This window comes from Actinomadura sp. GC306, from assembly GCF_004348665.1.
In the GTDB taxonomy this organism is placed as follows: domain Bacteria; phylum Actinomycetota; class Actinomycetes; order Streptosporangiales; family Streptosporangiaceae; genus Spirillospora.
Map to the genome: position 1 here is coordinate 1 of NZ_SMKM01000005.1, position 24,728 is coordinate 24,728.

Consider the following 24,728-nt stretch of genomic DNA (forward strand, 5'->3'; position numbering starts at 1 on the left):
GCACCCCGCCGCGCCGCACCCCGGCTACGGCCCGCCCATGCAGCCGCAGCCGGGCCTCGCCGGCCCCGAGGACATGCTCGCGGGACGCTGGGCGCGGCTCGGCGCCGCGATCCTGGACTCCCTCCTGCTCGCCGTCGTCACCGTGCCGGTCATGCTGTTCTCCGTCCGCTGGGACAAGCTGCTGGAGGCCGCCGAGGCCGGTGAGGCGGTCTCCCTCTCCGACCCCTTCGAGTTCTACAACGTCCCGGTGCTCCTGGCCGGATACGCGATCACGTTCGTGGTGGGGTTCGCGTACTACACCGTCCTGCACGCCAGGTGGGGCCAGACGATCGGGAAGAAGGCCCTCGGCATCCGGGTGGTGAACGCCGCCGACCTCTCGGCGGTGAGCTGGGGCCAGGCCATCGGGAGGCAGGCGTTCGTCTCCTCCGTGTCGATCGCGACGACCGCGGCCAACTTCTTCCTCGCCGGCGGAGCCGTCCTCGCGATGCTCGGGGCGCTGGACCCGGCGTGGATCCTGTGGGACAAGCGCCGGCAGGCGGTGCACGACAAGGTCGCCAAAACGCTGGTGGTGAAGACCGCGCCGTGGATTCCGGACCCGTACGCGAAGTCCTGAGCATCCCCGGTACGGGCAAGTTCTGATCTTCCTCGCGCAAACTCTGCGGCCCCACCGGACGCGGGGAGTTTGGACGGCGGCGGCGCGGCCACGCTCCGGGCATGACGCAACCGCCGAACGACCCCGCGTCCGGGGGAGATCCGCAAGACAGGCCGCACGGCCGCCCGCAGGATCCCGGCGGGCCGGGTCCGTACGGTGGTGAGCAGCCCTACGGCGGGCAGCAGCCGTACGGGGAGCAGCCGTACGGCCAGCAGCCTCCCTACCGAGAGCCGTACGGGCAGCAGCAGCCGTACGGGCAGGGGCCCTATGGCGAGCAGCCCTACGGTCAGCAGCCGGGTTACGGGGACCTGCCGAAGTACCCCGGCCAGTCCGGGCACGGCGGCACGGGCGGCTACGGCGAGCCCGCCCAGCGGCTGGCGAGCCGCTGGGCGCGGCTGGGCGCGGCGATCGTGGACATCGTCCTCCTCGGCATCGTCACCAGCCTGATCTCGCTGCCGTTCGTCGACTGGGGCAGCGTCTTCGACCCCGACACGGGCGAGTCGCTCTACTACTCCAACGCCCAGCTTTCGAGCAACGCGATCGGCGTCGTGCTGGCCTTCTTCTACTACTGGCTGATGCACGCCAAGTGGGGCCAGACGATCGGCAAGAAGCTGCTGGGGATCAGGGTCGTCCGGGAGACCGACGGGCAGGCGATCACCACCGGGGAGGCGGCCGGCCGCTCCGCGTTCTACAGCGTGCTCGGCGGCATCTGCGGATGCATCGGCCTCATCAACGTCCTGTGGATCCTGTGGGACCCGCGGAAGCAGGCCCTGCACTGCAAGGTGGCGCACACCGTGGTGGTCCAGGCCGGTCCGCACACCCCCGATCCCTACGCCCATCGCTGACCGGGGAACCGATACGAGTTGCCCTGCGCGTACCAGGCGGGGCAGTCTTGGCGGGTGCACAAGGCCGGAGAATCCCCCACCCCTCGCCGCCACGGCTCGCGGACCGCGTTCCGTGGTGCCGCGGGACTGGCCGCGCTCGCCGTCGCGGGGTCGCTGACCGCGGCCTGCCAGCTGTCGCCCTTCAACGACGACGGCGACCCGTCCGGGGCGCCCCCGGGGTCGGCCGCGACCGGTCCGGCGGGGCCGACGACCGCGGGCGACAACTACGTGCCGGGGGACGGCAACGGCGGCTACGACGTCCAGCACTACTCGCTGAAGCTGAACATCGACCCGGACGCCGGCGAGCAGCTGAAGGGCACCGCCACCATCACGGCGAAGGCGACCGAGCGGCTCGCCCGCTTCAACCTGGACCTGAGCGGCCTCAAGGTGGCGTCGATCAAGGTGAACGACGCCCCGGCGCGGCAGCAGCGCGGCGGCAGCGAGCTGGAGGTCACCCCGGCGAAGCCGCTGCGGAAGGACGCGCAGTTCACCACCGTGATCGAGTACTCGGGGACGCCGGAGCCGGTGACGGACCCGGTGCTCGGCACCTACGGCTGGATCCGCACGTCCGACGGGGTGTTCATCGCCTGCCAGCCGAGCGGGGCGCAGACCTGGTTCCCGAGCAACGACCACCCGAGCGACAAGGCGACGTTCGACTTCGAGATCACCGTCCCGCAGGGGCTGACGGCCATCGCCAACGGCGAGCCGGCGACGCCGCTCACCGGGACCGGCGGCGGGGCGCCCGGCGTGCCCGGCGGCCCGCCCGGCACCGGTCCCGGCGGCCCGCCGGACGAGCCGCCCACCGGGCCCGGCATCGAGCCGATCGGGCACCGCGCCCAGACGACGACCAAGTGGCACGTCAAGTCGCCGATGGCCACGTACCTCGCGACCGTCAACGTCGGGCGCTTCGACGTGCGGACGGGCATGGCCGGGAACGGCGTCCAGGTCATCAGTGCGGCCGACCCGACCCTGTCCATGGTCAACCTGGACGCCTTCCACCGCCTGAACACCGAGATCACCGACGAGTTCGCGAAGCTGTTCGGGCCCTACCCGTTCTCCTCGTCCGGCGGGCTCGTCGACAACGCGGAGGTCGGTTTCGCGCTGGAGACGCAGACCAGGCCGGTGTACGGGTCGTTCGGGGCCGAGCCCACGATCGTGGCGCACGAGCTGGCGCACCAGTGGTTCGGCGACAGCGTCAGCGTCACCGGGTGGAAGGACATCTGGCTGAACGAGGGCTTCGCCACCTACGCCGAGTGGCTGTGGGAGGAGAAGAGCGGCGGCCGGACCGTCCAGAACCAGTTCGACGAGCGCTACGAGAGCCGCATCGCGAACGAGCTGTGGGACAACCCGCCCGGCGACCCGGGGCGCAAGAAGATGTTCGGCCGCTCGGTGTACGACCGCGGCGGGATGACGCTCGTGGCGCTGCGCGAGCGGGTCGGCGAGGACGTCTTCTACGACATCCTCAAGACGTGGGCGGACGAGCACCGCCACTCCAACGCGACGACACCGCAGTTCATCGCGCTGGCGAACAAGGTCTCGGGCAAGAAGCTCGACGGGTTCTTCAAGGCCTGGCTGTACGAGAAGGGCCGCCCGGCGAAGTAGGCCGGCGCGCGTCCCGGCCGCACCGTCCCGGCCGCCTGAGGTCCACATCCGGTCACGAAAGGCCCCGCGTGCTCGCGCATTCGAGACCGGATCGCGCTTGAACCGTCCGGGATCGGGAGAAAGTCTTGATCACGGCCGTCGTGACGGAGCGGCGGCCGTCATCGAGGAGCACCGAGGACGAGGCCGATGAGCACAACCCCCAGAGCCCTCGCCGCCGTGACGCTGGGCGTCGCCGCGGCGCTCACCGTGTCCGCGGCGCCCGCGAGCGCCGCGGCGCGCTACACACCCGGCGCGCCCGGCGCCGGCGACCCCTACTTCCCCGACATGGGGAACGGCGGCTACGACGTCGGGCACTACGACATCGGGCTGCGGTACGACCCGGCGACGAAGGGCATCCGGGCCGTCACGAAGATCAAGGCGCGGGCCACGCAGGACCTGTCCCGGTTCAACCTGGACTTCCTCGGCCCCCTCACGATCTCGTCGCTGACGGTGGACGGGCACCGGGCGTCCTTCGAGCGGACGGGCGCCCAGGAACTCGTCATCACCCCGCGCAAGGGGCTGCGGAAGCACCGGCACTTCACGGTGACCGTCGCGTACGCGGGCGTCCCGCAGCCCGTCAACGACGCCACGCTGGGCACGTCCGGCTGGATCCCCACGGCCGACGGCGCGGTCATGGTGAACCAGCCGTTCGGCGCGGCGACCGTCTACCCGGTGAACGACCACCCGACCGACAAGGCGACGTACACGTTCACGCTCACGGCGCCGAAGGGCCACACCACGCTGTCCAACGGCGACCTGCGCGGGACGTGGACCAAGGGCGGCTGGACGACGACGCGCTGGGTCATGCGGCACCCGATGGCCAGCGAACTGTCGATGCTCGCGATCGGCAAGTACGACGTGCTCACCGGGCGGACGGGCGACGGCGTGCCGAACCTGACCGCGACCGACCGCGCGCAGGGCGTCTCGCCGGAGAACGCGCGGAAGTTCCACCGGCAGACCGCCGAGATCCAGGATTTCCAGGCGTCGATGTACGGCCGGTACCCGTTCACCTCGACCGGCGGGATCGTGGTCAAGGGCGGGTTCGGGTACGCGCTGGAGACCCAGGGCCGCCCGGTGTACGACCTCGGCCGCCGGCCGGGCGCCATCCCGAGCGGCGCGCTCGTCGCGCACGAGCTGGGCCACCAGTGGTTCGGCGACTCGGTCACGCCGGAGCGGTGGGCCGACATCTGGATGAACGAGGGCTTCGCGACGTACTCCGAGTGGCTGTACGCCGAGAAGTTCGAGGGCACGCCCGTCCAGGAGAGCTTCGACGCGGTCTACGCGACGCCCGCCGACGACGGCCTGTGGGAGGGCGTCGTCTCCGACCCGGGACGCGACCACATCTTCGACGGCCTCGTCTACGACCGCGGTGCGATGGCCGTGCACGTCCTGCGGCAGACCATCGGCGAGAAGTCGTTCCACCGGCTGCTGAAGGCGTGGCCGGCGGCGTACCGCTACGGCAACGCCTCGACGGAGGACCTGGTCCGCTTCGCCGAACGCCTCTCGGGCAAGAACTTGGACGGCTGGGCGAAGGCATGGCTGTACAGCGAGGGCAAGCCGGCCCTCTGAACGCCGCCGTGCGGCGTGCCGCCCCTATGCCGGCGCGGATAGGGGCGGCACGCCGCAGGTGACCGGTCGTTCAGCTCAGGGTGAGGGTGTAGCCCTTCTCGCGGAGGCGGGCGATCACGTCCTCCGAGTGGGCGGAGCCGCGCGTCTCCAGGTGCATCAGGACCTCGGCCTCCTCGACGTGCAGCCGGGCCGCGACCCGCTCGTGCATCACGTCCAGGACGTTCACGCCCAGCTCGGCGAGCTCGCTGAGCAGGGTCACCAGGGCGCCCGGACGGTCCTTCAGCCGGCAGCGGACGACCAGGTACCGGCCCGCGCCCGCGAGGCCGTGCCGCAGCACCTTCGACAGCAGCAGCGGGTCGATGTTCCCGCCCGACAGCACGATCACGACGGGCGGCTCGACCGCGTACCCGTGCTCCAGCACCGCCGCGACCCCGGCCGCCCCGGCGGGCTCGACGACCTGCTTGGCGCGTTCGAGGCACAGCAGCAGCGCCTGGGAGATGGACTCCTCGGTCACGGTGACGACGGCGTCCACCAGCTCGGTGAACATGGCGTGGGTCAGCTCGCCGGGCCGGCCGACCGCGATGCCGTCCGCCATCGTCGGCTCCACCGCGACCGGCAGCGGGCGTCCGGCGGCGAGCGAGGGCGGGAACGCGGCGGCGCGCTTGGCCTGCGCGCCGAGCGCCTTGATCTTCCGCCCGCCGGTCTCCGCCGCGACGCCCTTGGCCGCGGCGGCGATGCCCGCCAGCAGGCCGCCGCCGCCCACCGGCGCGACGATGGTCCGGACGTCCGGGCACCCCTCCAGGATCTCCAGGCCGATCGTGGCCTGCCCGGTCACGACGTCCGGGTGGTCGAAGGGGTGGATGAACACCGCGCCGCAGTCTTCGGCGTACTCCTGCGCGGCGGTGAGGCACTCGTCGACGGTGGGGCCCGGGAACACGACCTCGGCGCCGTAGCCCCGGGTCGCGGCGATCTTGGGGAGCGGCGCGCCGACCGGCATGAAGACCGTGGCCTTGCAGCCGAGCATGGCCGCGGCGAGCGCGACGCCCTGCGCGTGGTTGCCCGCGCTGGCCGCCACGACGCCGCCGGCGCGCTCGTCCTCGGTCAGCCCGGCGATCCGCGCGTACGCCCCGCGGATCTTGAACGAGCCGGTGCGCTGCAGGTTCTCGCACTTCAGCAGGACGGGCCCGCCGAGCTGCTCCGACAGCACCCGGGACGGGATCAGCGGGGTGGGGACGACCACCTCGCGGAGCAGTTTCCGGGCCGCGCGGACATCGTCGACGGTGACGGCCCGCCCTTGCCGATCGCTCATACCTGCCTCCTGTGGGGGGACGACCCCCCACACCCCCCGGTTCGCTTCGCTCTAATGGATACTCGCACCCCGCGAGCTCACCCTGCACTCCAATAGCGATCTTGCGCGAACACCAGGGCGGCGGCGCCGACGAGCCCGGCGGTCTGCCCGAGTTCCGCCGGGACGATCCGCACCCGGCGCGCGAAGTCCATCCGGGCGTGCTCGCGGAACGCCTCCCGCAGCGGCTCGAACAGCAGGTCCCCCGCCTGGGAGACGCCGCCGCCGAGCGCCGCGACCTCCAGGTCGCACAGGTGCGTCGTGGAGGCGAGCGCGACGCCGATGGCCCGGCCGGCCCGCCGCATCGCCGCGGCGGCGACCGGATGCCCCGCGCGGGCGTCGGCGGCGAGTTCCACGCCGGTCGCGTCCGGGGTCTCCTGGCGCCAGCCCTGCTCCCGCGCCCAGGCGACCAGCCCGGGGCCGCGGGCGACGGCCTCCAGGCAGCCGCGCCCGCCGCACTCGCAGGGCGGCCCGGCGGGGTCGACGACGACGTGGCCGATGTGCCCGGCGTTGCCGCTGGCGCCGTTGATGAGCCGGCCGCCGAGGATGAGGCCGCCGCCGACGCCCGTGGACACCACCATCCCGAGGACGTTGTCGCGGCCGCGTCCGGCGCCGAGCCAGTGCTCGCCGACGGCGACGCAGACGGCGTCGTTGTGGATGCGGACGGGCAGGTCCGGATACCGGTCGCGGAGCCTGGCGCGCAGCGGGAAGCCGTCCCGCCACACCGGGATGTTGAGCGGCGAGACCTCGGCGGCGGGCCACGTCATCGGCCCGCCGCAGCCGACGCCGACGCCCGCGAGGGGCGGGTCTCCGGCATCGGCGGCGAGCTTGTCCAGCAGGGCCTCCAGCGCCCGCCACAGCCCCTCGGCGTCCAGGCCGGGCCCGGCCGGCGTCGCCGCGCGGTCGTAGGCGGCGACGCGCCCGCCCGGTTCGACGATCGCGGCGGCGAGCTTCGTGCCGCCGATGTCGACGGCGAGCACGGGTGCGGCCGGGCCCGTCAAGCCGGTTCCCCGGCCCGGCCGAACGCCAGGATGGACGCGGTGAAGCCGTGCACGTGGTTGCGTCCCGCGACCGGGCCGATCTCGCCGGCGCCGAAGAAGCCGCCCACCCCGGCCGGGCCGAAGGCGCGGTCGAGGACGCGGGCGTCGTGGTCGGAGTCGGCGAACATCGCCTGCCCGCGCCCGTTGCAGGAGAACAGCAGCGCGCCCTCGACCGGCCGCATGTCGAAACGGTCGAGCAGGGCCGCGAGGTCCTGGTCGGCGGCGCCCGCGTCGCGGACCTGGAACCGGACGGTGCGCCCTACGTCCACCACGTCGCCGATCGCGATGGCGCCGCTGTCGGTGTCGGCCCCGACCACCCCGCGGACGAGGAAGTCGCCGTGCTCGTGCTCGTCGGCGTACTCGTCCATCGCGACGCCGATCAGCAGGCCGCGGCCGGCGAGCTCCTGCTCCTCCTCCGGCAGTTCCAGGACGATCTGCTCGAGTTTCTCCAGCGCGGGCGTGCCGGCCAGCTCGTACAGGACGTTCTCCTCCGCCCTGGTCACCACCATGTCGGGGCCGATCGGGCGGGCGCCCTGGCTGACCACGGTCGCCGCGGCCACCGACCCGCCGATGACGACGCCGACCGCGCCGTCGCGGTAGACGTCCCCGCCGACGAACAGCCGCGCGTCGCCGCGCTCGCGGCCCTCCGCGAGCCCGCCGACCAGCGGCAGGCCGGGCAGCGCGTCGTCGGAGCGCTCGACGAACGCGTCCACCGGGAAGGTGTACGGGTCGGTCAGCAGCACGCCGACCACGTCGTCGTCCTGCGCCTCGGGCATGCCGACCACGACCAGCCGGTCGTCGGCCTTCAGCGTCTCCAGCCGGAACGGGTCGAGCCGCGCGCCCGGCAGGACCGCCGCCCACGCGCTGACCGCGCCGGCCTCCTCCACCCCGCGCCCGGCGCCGATCACGCCGGACGCGGTGCAGCCCAGCAGCACCGCGGGCCCGGCCGCGCGCGCCGCGGCGGCCGCGGCCATCTCGAAGACCTCCGGGTCGTCGCCGGTCATGAAGACGCAGACCAGGTCGGGCGCCGCGCTGAGCGGCGCGAGGGCCTGCTCGACCGCCGACACGGCCGCCTCGCACAGGTCGGGTCCGGAGGCCAGGCCATCACCGAATCGCGCCATCCGCGCCGCCTCCCTCACTGCGTTTCGCCGCTGCGTTCACACGCACAGTGTCCCCCGCCGTGCGCCGCCCACCCAAACATCGCCCGATCCGCACGGGACGGTACACCGGCGGACGAATCCACCGGGCAACGGAGGAATCCCGTCCCGGGGTGCGATTCCGCGTAGCGGCGACGTAATGTCGGTCGCGTGCGTTCTTCCACACCGCGTGAATCCCTGCCCAGCGAGGCCACACTGGGCGAGCTGCGCACCAGCGGCCACGTCCGGCGTCCGGTGAAGGCGGAGATCCGCCGCAACCTGCTCGCCCGGATGCGCTCCGGCGAACCGCGCTTCCCCGGCATCCTCGGCTTCGACGACACCGTCCTGCCCCACCTCGAACGCGCCCTGCTCGCGGGGCACGACCTCGTGCTGCTGGGCGAGCGCGGGCAGGGCAAGACGCGGCTCATCCGCACCCTCACCGGGCTGCTGGACGAGTGGACCCCGGTCGTGGCCGGCTGCGAGATCAACGACCACCCGTACGAGCCGGTGTGCGTGCGCTGCCGGCGGCTCGCCGCCGAGAAGGGCGACGACCTGCCGGTCGAGTGGCGGCACCGCGACGACCGCTACGGGGAGAAGCTCGCCACGCCCGACACCAGCGTCGGCGACCTCATCGGCGACGTCGACCCGATCAAGGTGGCCGAGGGCCGGACGCTCGGCGACCCGGAGACCGTCCACTTCGGCCTGGTGCCCCGCACCAACCGCGGGATCTTCTCCATCAACGAGCTGCCCGACCTGGCCGAGCGGATCCAGGTGGCGCTGCTGAACGTCCTGGAGGAGCGCGACGTCCAGATCCGCGGCTACGCGCTGCGGCTGCCGCTGGACGTGCTGCTCGTCGCGTCCGCCAACCCGGAGGACTACACCAACCGCGGCCGCATCATCACCCCGCTGAAGGACCGCTTCGGCGCCGAGATCCGCACCCACTACCCGCTGGAACTGGCCGCCGAGCTCGCGCTGATCCGCCAGGAGGCCGACTTCGCCGACCTCGCGGGCCTGCCCGCCGAGGTGCCCGACCACCTGATCGAGGTGATCGGGCGGTTCACCCGGCTCGTCCGCGAGTCGACGGCGGTGGACGCCCGCTCCGGCGTGTCGGCCCGGTTCGCGCTCGCGGGCGCCGAGACCGTCGCGGCGGGCGCGGTGCGGCGCGCGGCGCTGACCGGCGAGGAGCACGCCGTCGCGCGGGTCTGCGACCTGCCCGCGGTCGTCCCGTCGCTGATGGGCAAGGTCGAGTTCGAGGTCAGCGAGGAGGGCCGCGAGCAGGAGGTGCTGGAGCACCTGCTGCGCCGGGCCGTCGCCGAGACCTACCGGCGGACGCTGGGCCCCGCCGACCTGAGCGGGCTGCTCGACAGGTTCGACTCCGGTGACGGCGTCGAGTCGGGCGAGCTGGTCCCGGCGGCGGAGCTGCTGCGCCGCATCGGCCAGGTCCCCGGCCTCGCCAAGATCATGGAGCGGCTCGGCATGACCGGGGAGTCCCCCGGCCAGGCCGCCGCCGCACTGGAGTTCGCCCTGGAGGGCCTGTTCCTCACCCGCCGGCTGTCCAAGGACGTCGCGGAGGGGGCCGACGGGACGGCCACCTACCGGACCTGACGGCCGGACCTGACGGCCGGGCACGACGGCCCGGCCCGACGGCCGCAACCCGCTTCTCCACCTGCGAGGAGATTCGATGAGCCGATACCGCTACGGCGCCTACGAGGACGGGCCCGATCCGCTGGCCCCGCCCTACGACGTCCGCGACGCCCTCGACGCGATGGGCGACTCGGTGCTCGACGGCACCCGCCCGGACGAGGCGCTGCGGGACCTGCTCCGGCGCGGCCTCCGGGACGCGCAGGGCCGCCTGCCGGACGTGCGGGGGCTCGACGACATGCTCCGCCAGGTGCGCGAGCGCCGCCGCGCGCTGCGCGACCGGGGCCGCCTCGACGGGACGCTGGAGGAGGCGCGGGCGCTGCTGGACACCGCGATCGGGCAGGAGCGGGCCGAGCTGTTCCCCGACCCGAGCGACGAGGCGCGGCTGCGGGAGGCGGAGCTGGACACGCTGCCGTCCGACACGTCCCAGGCGATCCGGCGGCTGTCGGACTACGAGTGGCGCTCGGACGCGGCCCGGGAGACGTTCGAGCGGCTGAAGGACCTGCTGCGCCGCGAGGTGCTCGACGCGCAGTTCCAGGGCATGAAGCAGGCCCTGGCGAACCAGGACCCCGCCGCCATGGAGCGCGTCAAGAACATGATGGGCGCGCTGAACGAGATGCTCGACCGCGACGCGCGCGGCGAGCACACCCAGGAGGACTTCGACCGGTTCATGGAGGAGTACGGGGACATGTTCCCCGACGCTCCGCAGAACCTGGAGGAGCTGGTCGACTCCCTCGCCCGCCGCGCCGCGGCGATGGACCGGCTGCTCGCCTCGCTCAGCCCGGAGCAGCGCGCGGAGCTGGCCGGGCTGATGGAGCAGGCCATGCAGGACGCGGGCCTCGCCATGGAGATGACCCGGCTCGGCGACGCGCTGCGCACCCGCCGTCCCGACCTCGGCTGGGGCCGCGCGGAGCAGATGAGCGGCGAGGACCCGCTCGGCATGGGCGACGCCACCACCGCGCTCGCCGAGCTCGCCGACCTCAGCGAGCTGGAGGCGGCCCTCGGGCAGGACTACCCGGGCGCCCGGCTCGACGACATCGACGAGGACGCCGTCCGCCGCGCGCTCGGCCGGCAGGCCGTCGACGACCTGGCGGCGCTGCGCCGCATCGAGGCGGAGCTGGAGCGGCAGGGCTACCTGCGCCGCAACCGCGGCAAGCTGGAGCTGACGCCGAAGGCGGTGCGGCGGCTCGGCGAGACGGCGCTGCGCCGGGTGTTCGCGCAGCTCACGACCGGCCGGCAGGGCGACCACGACCAGCGGGACGCGGGCCAGGCGGGCGAGCTGACCGGCGCGAGCCGGGAGTGGCGGTTCGGCGACGAGCAGCCGCTCGACGTCGTCCGGACGGTGAGCAACGCGATCCGCCGCAGCGCCATGGAGGGCGGCGTGCGGCCCGCCGGCCCGCCGGCGTCCGCCACCCTGAAGCTTGTGGAGCCGGCGCCCCCCGATACCGGCGGCGCCGGATCGCGCCCGGGGCTGGAACCCGGCGGGGTGCGGCTGGGCGTGGACGACTTCGAGGTGCACGAGACCGAGCGCCGCACGGGCGCGGCGGTGTGCCTGCTGGTCGACCTGTCGTACTCGATGGTGCTGCGCGGGACGTGGGCGGTCGCCAAGCAGACCACGCTCGCCCTCCACACCCTCGTGACCAGCAAGTTCCCGCAGGACGCCATCCAGATCATCGGGTTCTCCAACTACGCGCGGGTGCTGCACCCGACGGAGATGGCGGGCCTCGACTGGGACATGGTGCAGGGCACCAACCTGCACCACGCCCTGATGATCGCCGGGCGGCACCTGGACCGGCACCCTGACTTCGAGCCGATCGTCCTCGTCGTCACCGACGGGGAGCCGACCGCGCACCTGCGCCCGGACGGCCGCTCGCTGTTCGACTACCCGCCGTCCACCGACACCCTCGTCCTCACGCTCGCCGAGGTCGACAAGATGACCCGGCGGGGCGCCTGCATGAACTTCTTCATGCTCGCCGAGGACCGGCGCCTCGTGTCGTTCGTGGAGGAGGTCGCGCGGCGCAACGGCGGCCGCGTCTTCGCGCCGGACGCCGACCGGCTCGGCGAGTACGTCGTCAGCGACTACCTCCGGGTGCGGCGCGCCCGCCGCTAGCGGGGCGGAGGGTTTAGGGTCGGCGTCATGTCGACCTCCGACCACCTCCTGCTGTTCCTGCACATCGGGTTCGCGATCTTCACGCTGGGGCCGCTGACCGCCGCGACCATGTCCACCCCGCGCTACATCCGCAGGCGCAACGTGGTCGTGCTGCGGTACCTGCACCGCGTCACACAGATCTACGGGGTCACCAGCCTGGGGATCTTCCTGTTCGGGCTGCTGCTCGCCCAGGGCGACCTGGCGGAGGTGTGGCTGTCGGTGTCGATGACGCTGTTCGTCGTCGCGCTGGTGCTGCTGCTGATCGTCGAGCGCGACCAGCGGAAGGCGGTGCACCTGCTGGAGGTCGCGGCCGAGAAGGAGGCCGCGGCGCCCCATGCCGAGCCCGCCGCAGCTGACACGAAGGTCGCCGGCAAGGACGCCGGGGACGGCGCGGACACCGGTAAGGACACCGGCGAGGAGCCGCCCGCCGCCCGGCCGGCGGCGGACGACATCGCGCAGGTGGAGCGCGGCCGGATCGCCGCCATCTCCGGCGTGGTCGCGGTGATGTGGCTCGTGATCCTGCTGCTGATGGTCTGGAACGGCTGACCCGCGCCGGTCACCCCGCGCCGGTCACCCTGTGCCGGTCACCCGGTCCGGGGGTCACCCAGGTCCGGGCGTCAGGCGCTCCTTGAGCCAGGCGACGATCGTCGGGTAGGTCTTGTCCCCGGCCAGCAGCCCGGAGGCGTGCATGTCGCCCTCCAGGCTCTTGACCGTCGCCGGGACGCCCGCGGCGCGCAGCGCGCTCGCCAGCCCGTTGCTGTGCGAGATCGGCACGAAGTCGCCGGCCGTGTGCATGAGCAGCATCGGCGCGTCGCCCGTCGAGGCGTGCGACGCGGAGTTCGCGTCCTCCAGCTTCGCGACGCACTCCTCGTCGGCGGAGACGTCCGGGGCGCAGTTCAGGAGCGCGGTCACCGCGCCCCGAAGCTTCCGCTGGCTCGGCGTGGCGGCCGGCTTGCCGCCGTCGTGGTACGCGAGCGACGGGCTGGTCACCGGCGACAGCGCGACCACGCCGCGGACCTGGGCGGAGCCCGTCCCGAACGTGCCGAGCTGGGTGGCGAGGTGCCCGCCGGACGAGGCGCCGACCACGGCGACGCGCCGCGGGTCGAGGTTCCACCGCCGGGCGTTGTCCTTGAGGAACGCGAGCGCGGACAGGGCGTCGTCGCGCTGCGCCGGCCACTGCGCCCGCGGCGCGAGCCGGTAGTTCGCCGACAGGACGACGAACCCCTCCTCGGTCAGCCGGCGCGCGAAGTACTTCCAGCCGCCCTTGTCGCCGTGCAGCCAGTACCCGCCGTGCAGGATCAGCACGGCGGGACGCGGTGCCGTCCCCTGCTCGGTCTTGCGCCAGTAGACGTCGACCCGCTGGGCCCGGTCCTTGCCGTAGGCGTAGGTGCGCGCGCGGGGCAGCTCCGGGGTGACCATGACGGCCTCGGCGGAGACGGTCCCGTCGGTCGCACCGTCCGGCCGCGCCGGCTGCGACGTGCCGGACGTCGCCGGCCCCTGCGAATCGGGGGCACCGGAAGCCGGCGGGCCCTCGGGCGCCGTCGTCCCCTGCTCCCCGCCCGGCGAGGCGGGCGGCACCGGGCTGGACGCGGGCGGCGTCGGCACCGGCGAGGTCGCCTGGGCGCCTACCGGCACCGCCACGGCGGAGACACACGTCGCGGCGAACGCCGCCCCACAGACCAGAACTTTGCGCACCCCGGTCCCTTTCTTTACGCACCTGGCGCGCCGAGTATAGAGGCTTGATCAAGTGCCGTGGGCGAGAGCCCGCTCAAGATCCCGCAGAAGATCGGTGACGTCCTCGATCCCGACCGAGAGCCGCACCAGGTCGGCAGGAACCTCCAGCGGCGACCCGGCGGCCGACGCGTGCGTCATCCGCCCCGGGTGCTCGATCAGCGACTCCACCCCGCCGAGCGACTCGCCCAGCGTGAACAGCTTCGTCGCCTCGCAGACCCGGACGGCCGCCTCCTCCGACTCCATCCGGAACGAGACCATGCCGCCGAACGCCTTCATCTGCTTGGCGGCGACGTCGTGCCCGGGGTGGCCGGGCAGCCCCGGGTAGAGGACCTCCCGGACCGCCGCGTGCCGCTCCAGCATCTCCACGATCCGCTCCGCGTTCGCGCAGTGCCGGTCCATCCGGACGCCGAGCGTCTTGATCCCGCGCAGGGTCAGCCAGGCGTCGAACGGGCCCGCGACGGCGCCCATCGCGTTCTGGTGGAACGCCAGCCGCTCCCCCAGCTCCGCGTCCGACACGATCAGCGCGCCGCCGACGACGTCGGAGTGGCCGCCGATGTACTTGGTGGTCGAGTGGACGACCACGTCCGCGCCGAGTTCGAGCGGGCGCTGCAGGTAGGGCGAGGCGAAGGTGTTGTCGACGACGAGCAGCGCGCCCGCGTCGTGGGCGACGGCCGCCAGCGCCGCGATGTCGGCGATGCCGAGCAGCGGGTTCGTCGGCGTCTCCAGCCAGATGATCTTCGTCTGCGGGCCGACCGCGGCCCGCACCGCCTCGATGTCCCCCAGCGGTACCGGGTCGAACGCCACGCCCCAGGGCTCGGCCACCTTCGCGAACAGCCGGTAGGTGCCGCCGTAGGCGTCGTTCGGGATGACCACGTGGTCACCTGGGCGGCAGACCGCGCGCAGCAGCGCGTCCTCGGCGGCGAGCCCGGACGCGAACGCCAGCCCGCGGACGCCGCTCTCCACCTCGGCGAGGCACGTCTCCAGAGCGGTCCGGGTCGGGTTCGCCGACCGGGAGTACTCGTAGCCGCCGCGCAGGCCGCCGATGCCGTCCTGCTTGTACGTGGAGACCTGGTAGATCGGCTTCACGACCGCACCCGTGGTGGGGTCGGGTTCCTGCCCGGCGTGGACGGCCAGGGTCTCGAAGCCTCGCTGAACGTCGTTGTCCATGGGTACGAGGCTATCCGCCCCGCTCCCCTCCTGAAGGATGAGGCTCTCCACCGGAGGTATCAGCCCGCATTTCGGCGCAGCGGGTGACCCCAAGGCGCCGGGGGATCTCTACCGTTTTAGAGGTACTCAGCAATCTCGACCTCCCCCCGTCTCTGGATAAGGAAACCCCATGTTCGCTCGGCTCGCGCGCTTCGTCGTGAGACACCCGTGGTGGACGATCGCGGCCTGGCTCGCGGCCGCGATCGTCATCATCGCCTTCTCCCCCAAGCTGTCCACCGAGTCGGACCAGGGCGAGTTCCTGCCGTCCGGATACGAGTCGGTCCAGGCCATCGAGCTCGCCGAGAAGGCGTTCCCCGAGCAGGCGGACATGTCCGCGCTGATCGTGGTGCAGCGCTCCGACGGCGGGAAGCTCACCCCAGCCGACAACGCCAAGGTCGCCGAGGCGGCCAAGGGCCTGTCGGCCAAGACCTACCCGACGGTCAAGGGCTTCCTCACCAGCCCCGAGTCGATCGCCCCGAACGGGTCCATCCAGCTGATCACCGTGCCGATGGACATGGCGACCGGCGAGGAGGCCCAGCAGCAGAGCCAGGCGATCAAGGACATCCGCACCGAGCTGCCCAAGCAGCTCGGCGCCGGCCTTGAGGCGAAGGTCGGCGGCGAGGTCGCGATGTTCGTCGACAACGAGGACTCCTTCACCCAGTCCTTCATGCTCATCACCGTCGCGACCTTCGCGCTGATCATCGGGCTGATCCTGGTGATCTTCCGGGCGCCGCTGGCGGCGATCCTGCCGATCATCGTGATCATCGCGACCGAGCAGATGTCGATGGGGCTGATCGGCACGGCGTCCAAGCTGCTGGACTTCACCGGCGACGACAGCCTGCAGATCATCCTGACGATCGTGATGTTCGGCGTCGGCGCCGACTACTACCTGTTCCTGCTGTTCCGCTACCGGGAGCGGCTGCGCGCCGGCGAGGACCGCAAGACCGCGCTCATCTCCGCCGTGGAGCGGGTCGGCGAGGTCATCACCTCCGCCGCCGCCGCGATCGCGGTCACCTTCATGGTGCTGATGCTGGCGTCCTTCGGGATCTTCGCCGCGTGGGGCCCGTCGCTGGCCATCGGCGTCGTGGTGATGGGCATCACGTCGCTGACGCTGTTCCCCGCCATCCTGTCGCTGGTCGGCCCCGCGGTGTTCTGGCCGTCGAAGTCCTGGAAGAAGCAGCCGAAGGGCACCACCGCGGCGAAGCTCGGCGGGCTGGTCGGGCGGCGCCCGGCCGCGGTCGCCCTCGGCGCCGGGGTCCTGCTGGTCGCGCTCGCGTCCGGCGCGGTCAACTTCAAGTCCGACTACGACTTCCAGTCCAGCTTCCCGAAGGACACCGAGTCCGCCCTCGCCACCGAGGACCTGAAGAAGGGCTTCCCGGCCGGGCAGACCACGCCGGTCGAGGTCATGATCCAGTCCACCGGCGGGCAGCCGCTCGACAAGGCCGAGCTGGACGCCTGGGGGCAGCAGGCCAAGTCGCTGCCCGGCGTCGGCGGCGTCCAGCCCGCCGTGATCAGCCAGGCCGACCCGACCATCGGCCAGGTGAACCTGGTGCTGAACGGCAACCCGGTCGACAACGACTCGATCAACCACGTCAAGAACGAGCTCGGGCCGGCCGTCCACGACATCGCGCCCGCGGGCACCGAGGTGTTCGTCGGCGGCGAGACCGCGATCTACAGCGACATCAACCGCGTCGTGAACCGCGACCTGTCGGTGATCCTGCCGGTCGCCGGGGTGCTCATCGCGCTGATCCTGCTGGCGCTGCTGCGCTCCGTCGTCGCCCCGCTGTACCTGGTCCCGGCGGTGCTGCTCGGCTTCGCCGCGACGCTCGGCTCGGCGGTGTACGTCTTCCAGGGGCTGCTCGGCCAGCCCGGGGAGGTCTTCCACCTGCCGATCATGCTGTATCTCTTCGTGCTGGCCATCGGGACGGACTACAACATCCTGATGACCGCGCGGCTGCGCGAGGAGGCCAAGGAGGGCCACGAGCCGCGCAAGGCCGCCGCGCTGGCGGTCGAGCACGGCGGCCCGACGGTCGCCGCGGCCGGGCTGATCCTCGCCGGGACGTTCTCGGTGATGCTGCTGGCCAGTGTGTCGATGCTGCAGCAGATGGGCTTCTCCATCGCGCTCGGGATCGCGCTGTCGGCCTTCGTGATGGCGATCTTCCTGGTGCCGGGCGTCACGGCGCTGCTGGGCCGCAAGGCGTGGTGGCCCGGACACGGCGCCGACGCGAAGCAGGCGCCGAAGGCCGCCGACACGCAGGAGGACCTCACCCCGACCGGGGCCCGGTGACGCCGGGACCCCCATAGACGCCGGGTCGCGGAGCCGGCCAGACACGCCGCCCACCGGGCGGCTCCGCGACCCGGCACCCTCGTAGGGGAAGCGCCGGAGACCAGCACGGTCTCCGGCGCTTCCCTTTGCGGTTGTGCGCGTCCTTTCGCGGCCCTCCCGCGTCAGCTCGCGGACAGGAACGCGAGGAGGTCCTGGCGGGTGACGAGTCCCTTGGGCTTGCCGTCCACGAGCACGACGGCCGCGCCGGACTTCTGCAGCACGCCCACCGCCTCGCTCACCGGCTCCCCGGACCCGAGCGTCGGCAGCGGCGGGGACATGTGCCGCTCCACGGGCTCGGCCAGCTTGCCGCGCTCCCCGACGAGGATGTCGAGCAGGTCCCGCTCCCGCACCGAGCCGACCACCTCGGCGGCCATGACCGGCGGCTCCTCCTTCATCACCGGGAGCTGCGACACCTCGTACTCGCGCATGATCGAGATCGCGGTCTCCACGCTCTCGTGCGGGTGGACGTGCACGAACTCCGGCAGCGTCCGGCCCTTGCGGGTGAGCACCTCGCCCACCCGGGCCTCCTCGGTGGACGGGATGAGGAAGCCGTAGTCCGCCATCCACTCGTCGTTGAAGATCTTGGTGAGGTAGCCGCGGCCGCCGTCCGGCAGCAGCACCACGATCACCGCGTCCGGCTCGGCTCGCGCGGCGACGCGCAGCGCGGCGACGACCGCCATCCCGCAGGACCCGCCGACCAGCAGCGCCTCCTCGCGGGCCAGCCGCCGGGTCATGTTGAACGAGTCCTTGTCGGACACCGCGATGATCTCGTCGCAGATGTCCCGGTCGTAGGTCTCGGGCCAGATGTCCTCGCCGACGCCCTCGACCAGGTAGGGCCGGCCCGTCCCGCCGGAGTACACCGATCCCTCGGGGTCCGCGCCGATGATCCGCACCCGGCCGCCGGAGACCTCCTTGAGGTACCGGCCGGTGCCGCTGATCGTGCCGCCGGTGCCGATGCCCGCGACGAAGTGCGTGATGCGCCCCTCGGTCTGCTCCCAGATCTCCGGCCCGGTGGTCTCGTAGTGCGACCGCGGGTTCTCCTGGTTGGTGTACTGGTTCGGCTTCCACGCGCCGGGGATCTCCGCGGCCAGCCGGTCCGACACCGAGTAGTACGACTCGGGGTGCTCGGGCGAGACCGCAGACGGGCAGACCACGACCTCCGCGCCGTACGCGCGCAGCACGTCGATCTTGTCCCTGGAGACCTTGTCCGGGCAGACGAAGACGCAGCGGTAGCCGCGCTGCTGCGCCACGATGGCGAGCCCGACCCCGGTGTTGCCGGACGTCGGCTCGACGATCACGCCGTTCGGGCGCAGCTCGCCGGAGCGCTCGGCCGCGTCGATCATGCGGACCGCGATGCGGTCCTTCACCGAGCCGCCGGGATTGAAGTACTCCACCTTGGCGAGCACCTGCGGCCGCCCCTCGGCCGTGCCCCCGTCGGTCACCTTGCGCAGCCGAACGAGGGGGGTGTTGCCCATCAGTTCGACGAGCGAGTCGTGTACGTGCACCGCGACATCCTTGTCGGTCAGTATGCCGATCTGAGCGTTGCGCCCCTGGTCGGCCCGCATTTCGTACGGGCCGCGCCGGACGCGGGTCCGGTCGGACCCCCGCTTCGACGGTAGCCGAGAGCGGAGACCGCAGGCATCAACGGCGGGGCCCGCGGGTAGAAACCAGATCACGGAGGGTCAGCGACGCATGTGGAGAGCATTCACGGCCCGCCGCATCGCGGCGGCCGCGGCGTTCGGCGGCGGCGGCATCACGGCCCTCGGCGGCCTCACGTTCGGGCTCCTCGTGGCGGAGGCCAAGCTCGCCCGCCGGCTGATCACCGCGACCCCGGGCGCCGGCCCCCCGGTCGCGGACGGCCTCTACGGCGGGACGCACGGCGGCGCCCCGCTGTCCCTCGTGATGCTCGGCGACTCGACCGCCGCCGGGCTCGGCGTGCACCGCCCGGACGAGACGCCCGCCGCGCTGCTCGCCACCGGCCTGTCGGCGATCGCGGACCGGCCCGTCCGGCTCACCAACGTGGCCCGCTCCGGCTCCCGCTCGCAGGCGCTGTCCGGCCAGGTCGACCGGGCGCTGCAGACCCGCCCCGACCTGGCCGTCATCATGATCGGCGGCAACGACGTGACCGCGCGGGTGGCGCCCGCCGAGTCCGTCCGCCACCTCGGCCTCGCGGTGGCGCGGCTCCGCGCCGCGGGCAGCGAGGTCGTGGTCGGCACCTGCCCCGACCTCGGCACCGTGAAGCCGCTGATGCAGCCGCTGCGGTACATCGCCCGGCGCGCCAGCCGCCAGCTCGCCGCGGCCCAGACCGTCGCGGTCGTCGAACGCGGCGCCCACTCGGTGTCGCTCGGCGACCTGCTCGGCCGCGAGTTCTCCGCCGACCCGCTCTCGATGTTCAGCGAGGACCGGTACCACCCGTCCGCACGGGGGTACGCGGCGGCGTGCGCCGCCGTCCTGCCCGCGATGGCCTCCGCGCTGGGCCTGGAGCCCGCGGCGGACGAGCAGCCGGCCGGCATCCTGCCGGTCTACCTGGCCGCGGCCGAGGCCGCCGAGCAGTCCGGGACGGAGGTCCGCAAGGCCGCCACGGGCCGCTGGGCCGCCCTGCTGCCCCGCCGCCAGGCCCCGCAGCCGGACCCCGGCCGCGCCACGGCCTGACAGGTCTGGCCAGCCTGACGCGCTTGACCCGCCTGACCGGGCCTGCGCACAACGGAGCCCCCGGGAGGAAGAGAACCGGGGCCCGTCCGGTCACCGGTGACGAGCCCCGGCCGTCCTCTCGTCCGCCCCGGGCCGGCCGCCGCCCGCGCTTGCGGCGGCCGGCCCGGCGGCGTGGCGTCCAGGGTCCCGGGACCGGGCGCCCGGCCGCATGGGTCCGCTGTCACCACCTGCCCGGGAAATCCGCAGGTCGGTGTGCGGGCCGGCCACCGCATGCCCCGCCAGGACTGGGCATGGGCACATGTACGCGGACACGCGCGGGCGGTTAGATTTGCCGGTGACCGGTGAGTAACGTAACACCGCACGGCCGCTGAGACAGGAGACCCGCAATGCCCGAGGCAGTCATCGTCGCAACCGCGCGCTCGCCGATCGGACGCGCCTTCAAGGGGTCGCTCAAGGACATGCGGCCCGACGACCTCACGGTGCAGATGGTCACCGCCGCGATGGCGCAGGTACCGCAGCTGGATCCGAGCCAGATCGACGACCTGCTGCTCGGCTGCGGGCTGCCCGGTGGAGAGCAGGGCTACAACATGGGCCGGGTGGTGTCCGTCCTGATGGGCTGGGACCACGTGCCCGGCGCCACCATCACCCGGTACTGCTCGTCGTCCCTGCAGACGTCCCGGATGGCGCTGCACGCGATCCGCTCGGGCGAGGCCGACGTGATCGTGTCGGCGGGCGTCGAGACCGTGAGCCGCTTCGCCAAGGGCAGCAGCGACGGCCTGCCCGACACGCAGAACCCGCTGTTCGACGAGGCCCAGGCCCGCACCGCGAAGGCCGGCGAGGGCGGCGCGCCCGTGTGGCGCGACCCCCGCGAGGACGGCAACCTCCCCGACATCTACATCGCGATGGGCCAGACGGCCGAGAACGTCGCCGGGCTGCGCGGGGTCAGCAGGCAGGCGCAGGACGAGTTCGGCGTCCGCTCGCAGAACCTCGCAGAGAAGGCCCTCGCCAACGGGTTCTGGGAGAAGGACATCACCCCGGTGACGCTCCCGGACGGCAGCGTCGTGGCCAAGGACGACGGCCCGCGGCCCGGCACGACCTACGAGAAGGTCTCGCAGCTGCAGCCGGTGTTCCGGCCGGACGGGACGGTCACCGCCGGCAACTGCTGCCCGCTGAACGACGGCGCCGCCGCCGTCATCATCATGAGCGACACCAAGGCCGCCGAGCTCGGCATCACCCCGCTGGCCCGCATCGTGTCGACCGGCGTCACCGGCCTGTCCGCCGAGATCATGGGCCTCGGCCCGGTGGAGGCGTCGCGGCGCGCGCTGGCGCTGGCCGGCATGACCATCGACGACATCGACCTCGTCGAGATCAACGAGGCGTTCGCCGCGCAGGTGCTGCCGTCCGCCGAGGACCTCGGCATCGACCTCGACAAGCTGAACGTCAACGGCGGCGCGATCGCCGTCGGCCACCCGTTCGGGATGACCGGCGCCCGGATCACCTCCACGCTCGTCAACGGCCTGAAGTTCCACGACAAGCAGTTCGGGCTGGAGACGATGTGCGTGGGCGGCGGCCAGGGAATGGCGATGATTCTGGAGCGCCTTTCCTGACATTCGCGCGGATCGTCCGCCGCCCCGGGCCGGGGCGGCGGACGTGCGGCGCCACCTGCGCGTTTCCGGGGATGTTCCCCGTTATCGACGATCTACGTTACGTCATGGATAGGTCGGCGTTAGGGGGTTGTCACGTGCGGTTTCCTGTTGCAGAGTCAGCAGGAAGAGCCCCGCGACCTGGAGGTGCCAATTGTCACTGAGCCACTCGCCGGAGACGCACACGAAGCTGATCGCCCGCATTCCGCAAGTCACAGGACGTGACATCCCCGAGTGGTTCACCGCCATCGAGAACGGCCCGTCGTTCACCCGCTGCGAGGAGCGCAGCCACTGGCTGGCCGAAGAGCACAACCTCTCCCACGGCTACGCCTCGGCGCTGGTGCGCGAACACGAGCGCACGCGCCGCGAACGGCACTACTGAGCCGTCCCGTCCGCCCGCCGCCGGTCTCCGGCGCGGCGCCGCGGACGACCCGCCCGGCCCGACGTCCCGCCGACCGGCCACCCGCCGGGGCCGCGGACGGCCCGCCGGAGCAGAACTTCATACAAGCCACGGTCACCCGGACGTGGCGGGATCCCGCCGACGGACGCCCCCGCAGTCGTGCCGCCGAGCCGCGCCACGACCCCGGCGCAGAGATCCCGCAACAGATCAGCCCCACGCCGTCCGGCGTGGGGCTGATCAATGCGTGCTGATCAACGCGTGCTGATCAATGCGGCGGGTGCGCCGTGCGGCGCTAGTCCCTGCCCGCGTAGAGGTAGCTGACCAGGCGGAGCATCTCCAGGTAGATCCAGACCAGGCTCAGCACGAGCCCGAACGCGCAGTACCAGGCGAACCTCTCCGGGGCGCCGCTGCGGACGCCCTCCTCGATGGAGTCGAAGTCCAGCAGGAGGAAGAAGCAGCCGACGAGGATGGCGACGACGCTGAACACGTAGGCGAGCGGGTTGCCGGGGTCGCGGATGCCGAGCCCGTCGTCGCTGCCGAACATGTACATCACCATGTTGACGAGCATGAGCGCGATCAGCGCGGCGCCGGCCGCGATGGTGAACCGGACGAACTTGGGCGTGACCCGCACGATGCGCAGCGCGTAGACGGCGAGCGTGGCGGCGAACGCCAGCGCGGTGCCGATCACGGCCTGGAACACCACGCCGTGGTACAGGTCGTTGTAGGCGTGGCTGATGACGCCGACGAGCACGCCGTACACCGCGGCGAACGCCAGGACCATCGGGGCGTTGGCCTTGCGGCCGAACGTGATGAACGCCCAGATGCCGATCTGGGCGATGAGCGCCACGACGAGGACCGGAACGGTGAGGCTCGGCGGGACGAGCACCCACGCCACGGCCGCCGTGAGCACCAGGGTGAACAGCGCCATGAAGCCGCGGACGACGACGTCGTCCAGCGTCATGGGCCTGGTCGGGGCGGGCGGTGCGTAGCCCGGCCCCTGACCGGCGTACGGCTGTGCGCCGTATCCGGGTGCGCCCTGGCCGGGGGCGCCGTACGCCGGAGCGCCGTGACCGGGCGCTCCGTACGCCGCACCTCCGGCCCGCTGATTGAAGGCGTTGCCCCGGAACGCCGGGTTCCTGCTCTCCATAGAGCCCTCCACTTTCGGCCGACCTGGCCGTCCATTCTATGCGGGAACGGCCCTGCGTGATCAGCGGGAACCCGCCCGGCGCGGGCTGGGTAGAAGAATCGTCTGTGCCCCTGGTCGGACTCGAACCGACACGATGGCTCTTTTAGGGAGCCCGCCTCTGCCATTGGGCTACAGGGGCGGCGTCATCATATCGAGTCAGGGCCCGGCCACGCGGGGTTCCGCGGGCGGGACCGGGACGCCAGAACCCCCTGAAACACGGCGTTTCGCGCGGATCTCGTACCGACCCGCCCGGCCGTTCTCGCAGGCCAGTGCGGACGCGGCGAGGTACAGCAGCCAGACCCGCGCCCGGCCGGGTCCGGCCAGCTCCGCACATTCGGTCCAGTGGTGCTGTAGCGCCGCGGCCCATGCCCGGAGCGTGCGCTCGTGGTGCTCGCGCAACGTCGTCACGGCGCGCACTTCCAGCCCCGCTTGCGCCAGTTCGTCGACGAGGGCGCCGAGGGGCCGCGGCTCGCCCTCGTCCTGGAGCAGGTAGCCGGTGGTGAGCGTGCGCCGGGCGCGGTGCGGGCCGGGGCGGCCCACGGGCTGCTGCAGGAGGAGCCGGCCGCCGGGTGCGAGCAGCTCGTGCAACCGGGCCGCGGGACGGTCGACGGGCGCCGCGTCCGCGATGCCGACGATCGCGTCGTAGGGGCCGTCGCCCGCCTCGGACAGGTCCCAGTCGCGGACCTCGACACCGCCGCCGCCGGAAGCGTCGGTGAGGGCGCGGATGTGGGCCGCCTGGTCGGCCGTGCGCGTCAGGCCCACGACGCGGGCGCCGTGCCGGACGGCCGCGTGCCGGGCGAACGCGCCCCACCCGCAGTTGAGGTCGAGGACGCGGGCGCCGGGGAACAGCCCGAGCCGCTCGGCGATGGCCTCGTGGGCGGCGGACTGGGCCGTGCCCAAGTCGGCCGCCCGGCCGTCCCAGAGCGCGGTGCCGTGCGGCAGCCCGTCCCCGAAGACGCGGGCGAAGAACGCGGTGGGCTCCCGCATCGGCCCGGGACGGCCGGGCTGCCCGCCGCCGGGCCGCACCGCGCGGCCGGGCGCCGTCTCCTCGGGCGGCGGTTTCGGCTCGGGCCCGACCGCGCCGAGGGTGACGGCGGTGCGCACGATGTCGCGCTTGTCGTCGCCGCTCAGCCGGATCGGCCCCGCACCGCCGCCCATCACCTCCTGGACGGCGTCGAGCGCGGCGAAGACGTCCCCCTCGATGTCCAGCTCGCCGGCGACGTAGGCGCGGACGAAGCCGAGCTCGCCGGGCTTCCACAGCAGCCGCCGCAGCGCCCGCCGGTGCCGGATCACGAACGCGGGGGCCCCGGCCGGGCCGACGGCGCTGCCGTCCCAGGCGCGGACCCGGACCGGCAGGTCGTCCGCGGTCTCCCGCTCCCCGCCCAGCATGATCTTCGTGAGCAGCGGGACCAGCCGGGCGGCGACACCGCCCGCCGCTCGCGCATCGGCGAGCGGGGCCTCCGAGAGCTCCGCCTGCGCCTCATCCCAGGTGGCGTCTCCGTCGTGCATGGTGAGGGCGCCTCC

At 73.0% G+C, this 24,728-nt stretch carries 19 protein-coding genes and 1 tRNA gene; 11 read left to right on the forward strand and 9 right to left on the reverse strand.

The window, feature by feature from the left end:
* From E1200_RS01475 to E1200_RS01490, 4 genes are all read left to right on the forward strand, one after another.
* Positions 1-613, forward strand: a 613-nt coding sequence (locus E1200_RS01475; RefSeq protein WP_207933038.1) for an RDD family protein, incomplete at its 5' end; no start/stop codon positions are given.
* A 101-nt stretch (positions 614-714) separates the two neighbouring features.
* Complete coding sequence (locus tag E1200_RS01480; RefSeq protein WP_131949923.1) at positions 715-1,497, forward strand: RDD family protein; 783 nt, start codon at positions 715-717, stop codon at positions 1,495-1,497.
* A gap of 54 nt (positions 1,498-1,551) precedes the next feature.
* A complete protein-coding gene (locus E1200_RS01485) occupies positions 1,552-3,138 on the forward strand; it encodes a M1 family metallopeptidase (protein WP_243708282.1) in 1,587 nt (528 codons plus the stop codon).
* Positions 3,139-3,324: 186 nt separating this feature from the next.
* Positions 3,325-4,746, forward strand: a complete 1,422-nt coding sequence (locus tag E1200_RS01490; RefSeq protein WP_131949924.1) for a M1 family metallopeptidase — start codon at positions 3,325-3,327, stop codon at positions 4,744-4,746.
* A gap of 70 nt (positions 4,747-4,816) precedes the next feature.
* Here E1200_RS01490 and ilvA read toward each other — a convergent pair whose 3' ends face one another.
* From ilvA to E1200_RS01505, 3 genes are all read right to left on the reverse strand, one after another.
* On the reverse strand, positions 4,817-6,055 hold the full coding sequence (gene ilvA / locus E1200_RS01495) for a threonine ammonia-lyase (protein WP_131949925.1): 1,239 nt from the start codon (positions 6,053-6,055) through the stop codon (positions 4,817-4,819).
* 77 nt (positions 6,056-6,132) lie between these two features.
* On the reverse strand, positions 6,133-7,092 hold the full coding sequence (locus E1200_RS01500; protein ID WP_131949926.1) for an ROK family protein: 960 nt from the start codon (positions 7,090-7,092) through the stop codon (positions 6,133-6,135).
* The gene (locus E1200_RS01505; RefSeq protein ID WP_131949927.1) at positions 7,089-8,252 is read right to left on the reverse strand and encodes an FIST N-terminal domain-containing protein; all 1,164 of its coding nucleotides are present in this window, start codon (positions 8,250-8,252) and stop codon (positions 7,089-7,091) included. Before E1200_RS01505 ends, E1200_RS01500 begins: the two co-directional genes overlap by 4 nt.
* Before the next feature lie 186 nt (positions 8,253-8,438).
* On the opposite strand from E1200_RS01505, the gene E1200_RS01510 reads away from it, so the two are divergent.
* The 3 genes from E1200_RS01510 to E1200_RS01520 all read left to right on the forward strand — a co-directional run bounded on the left by E1200_RS01510 (position 8,439) and on the right by E1200_RS01520 (position 12,603).
* Positions 8,439-9,872, forward strand: coding sequence for a sigma 54-interacting transcriptional regulator (locus E1200_RS01510; RefSeq protein WP_131949928.1), 1,434 nt, complete (start codon positions 8,439-8,441; stop codon positions 9,870-9,872).
* Positions 9,873-9,948: 76 nt separating this feature from the next.
* Positions 9,949-12,018: a hypothetical protein gene (locus E1200_RS01515; RefSeq protein WP_131949929.1), complete on the forward strand. Its 2,070-nt coding sequence runs from the start codon at positions 9,949-9,951 to the stop codon at positions 12,016-12,018.
* 27 nt (positions 12,019-12,045) lie between these two features.
* A complete protein-coding gene (locus tag E1200_RS01520; protein WP_131949930.1) occupies positions 12,046-12,603 on the forward strand; it encodes a hypothetical protein in 558 nt (185 codons plus the stop codon).
* Positions 12,604-12,657: 54 nt separating this feature from the next.
* Here E1200_RS01520 and E1200_RS01525 read toward each other — a convergent pair whose 3' ends face one another.
* A complete protein-coding gene (locus E1200_RS01525; protein ID WP_243708283.1) occupies positions 12,658-13,752 on the reverse strand; it encodes an alpha/beta hydrolase in 1,095 nt (364 codons plus the stop codon).
* Positions 13,753-13,800: 48 nt separating this feature from the next.
* Positions 13,801-14,958: a cystathionine gamma-synthase gene (locus tag E1200_RS01530; protein WP_131949931.1), complete on the reverse strand. Its 1,158-nt coding sequence runs from the start codon at positions 14,956-14,958 to the stop codon at positions 13,801-13,803.
* Between the two features lie 169 nt (positions 14,959-15,127).
* On the opposite strand from E1200_RS01530, the gene E1200_RS01535 reads away from it, so the two are divergent.
* Positions 15,128-17,284, forward strand: a complete 2,157-nt coding sequence (locus tag E1200_RS01535) for an MMPL family transporter (RefSeq protein ID WP_131949932.1) — start codon at positions 15,128-15,130, stop codon at positions 17,282-17,284.
* A 161-nt stretch (positions 17,285-17,445) separates the two neighbouring features.
* On the opposite strand, the gene E1200_RS01540 is transcribed toward E1200_RS01535, so the two are convergent.
* The gene (locus tag E1200_RS01540; protein WP_131949933.1) at positions 17,446-18,828 is read right to left on the reverse strand and encodes a cystathionine beta-synthase; all 1,383 of its coding nucleotides are present in this window, start codon (positions 18,826-18,828) and stop codon (positions 17,446-17,448) included.
* A 187-nt stretch (positions 18,829-19,015) separates the two neighbouring features.
* Between E1200_RS01540 and E1200_RS01545 the strand changes: the two genes are divergently transcribed.
* From E1200_RS01545 to E1200_RS01555, 3 genes are all read left to right on the forward strand, one after another.
* On the forward strand, positions 19,016-19,975 hold the full coding sequence (locus E1200_RS01545) for an SGNH/GDSL hydrolase family protein (RefSeq protein ID WP_131949934.1): 960 nt from the start codon (positions 19,016-19,018) through the stop codon (positions 19,973-19,975).
* A 386-nt stretch (positions 19,976-20,361) separates the two neighbouring features.
* Complete coding sequence (locus E1200_RS01550) at positions 20,362-21,582, forward strand: acetyl-CoA C-acetyltransferase (RefSeq protein ID WP_131949935.1); 1,221 nt, start codon at positions 20,362-20,364, stop codon at positions 21,580-21,582.
* A 190-nt stretch (positions 21,583-21,772) separates the two neighbouring features.
* Positions 21,773-22,000, forward strand: coding sequence for a DUF4287 domain-containing protein (locus tag E1200_RS01555; protein WP_131949936.1), 228 nt, complete (start codon positions 21,773-21,775; stop codon positions 21,998-22,000).
* A 310-nt stretch (positions 22,001-22,310) separates the two neighbouring features.
* On the opposite strand, the gene E1200_RS01560 is transcribed toward E1200_RS01555, so the two are convergent.
* From E1200_RS01560 to E1200_RS01570, 3 genes are all read right to left on the reverse strand, one after another.
* Complete coding sequence (locus E1200_RS01560) at positions 22,311-23,165, reverse strand: Bax inhibitor-1/YccA family protein (protein WP_131949937.1); 855 nt, start codon at positions 23,163-23,165, stop codon at positions 22,311-22,313.
* Between the two features lie 105 nt (positions 23,166-23,270).
* Positions 23,271-23,343, reverse strand: a tRNA-Leu gene (locus E1200_RS01565).
* A gap of 17 nt (positions 23,344-23,360) precedes the next feature.
* The gene (locus E1200_RS01570; protein ID WP_131949938.1) at positions 23,361-24,713 is read right to left on the reverse strand and encodes a class I SAM-dependent methyltransferase; all 1,353 of its coding nucleotides are present in this window, start codon (positions 24,711-24,713) and stop codon (positions 23,361-23,363) included.
* Positions 24,714-24,728: the final 15 nt, after the last annotated feature.

What these genes read in the sequence shown, in the direction of transcription:
- ilvA (WP_131949925.1), bottom strand. Translation starts at nt 6,055, where the DNA reads ATGAGCGATCGGCAAGGGCGGGCCGTCACCGTCGACGATGTCCGCGCG.
- E1200_RS01490 (WP_131949924.1), top strand. Translation starts at nt 3,325, where the DNA reads ATGAGCACAACCCCCAGAGCCCTCGCCGCCGTGACGCTGGGCGTCGCC.
- E1200_RS01560 (WP_131949937.1), bottom strand. Translation starts at nt 23,165, where the DNA reads ATGGAGAGCAGGAACCCGGCGTTCCGGGGCAACGCCTTCAATCAGCGG.
- E1200_RS01505 (WP_131949927.1), bottom strand. Translation starts at nt 8,252, where the DNA reads ATGGCGCGATTCGGTGATGGCCTGGCCTCCGGACCCGACCTGTGCGAG.
- E1200_RS01480 (WP_131949923.1), top strand. Translation starts at nt 715, where the DNA reads ATGACGCAACCGCCGAACGACCCCGCGTCCGGGGGAGATCCGCAAGAC.
- E1200_RS01545 (WP_131949934.1), top strand. Translation starts at nt 19,016, where the DNA reads ATGTGGAGAGCATTCACGGCCCGCCGCATCGCGGCGGCCGCGGCGTTC.
- E1200_RS01530 (WP_131949931.1), bottom strand. Translation starts at nt 14,958, where the DNA reads ATGGACAACGACGTTCAGCGAGGCTTCGAGACCCTGGCCGTCCACGCC.
- E1200_RS01515 (WP_131949929.1), top strand. Translation starts at nt 9,949, where the DNA reads ATGAGCCGATACCGCTACGGCGCCTACGAGGACGGGCCCGATCCGCTG.
- E1200_RS01535 (WP_131949932.1), top strand. Translation starts at nt 15,128, where the DNA reads ATGTTCGCTCGGCTCGCGCGCTTCGTCGTGAGACACCCGTGGTGGACG.
- E1200_RS01520 (WP_131949930.1), top strand. Translation starts at nt 12,046, where the DNA reads ATGTCGACCTCCGACCACCTCCTGCTGTTCCTGCACATCGGGTTCGCG.
- E1200_RS01570 (WP_131949938.1), bottom strand. Translation starts at nt 24,713, where the DNA reads ATGCACGACGGAGACGCCACCTGGGATGAGGCGCAGGCGGAGCTCTCG.
- E1200_RS01550 (WP_131949935.1), top strand. Translation starts at nt 20,362, where the DNA reads ATGCCCGAGGCAGTCATCGTCGCAACCGCGCGCTCGCCGATCGGACGC.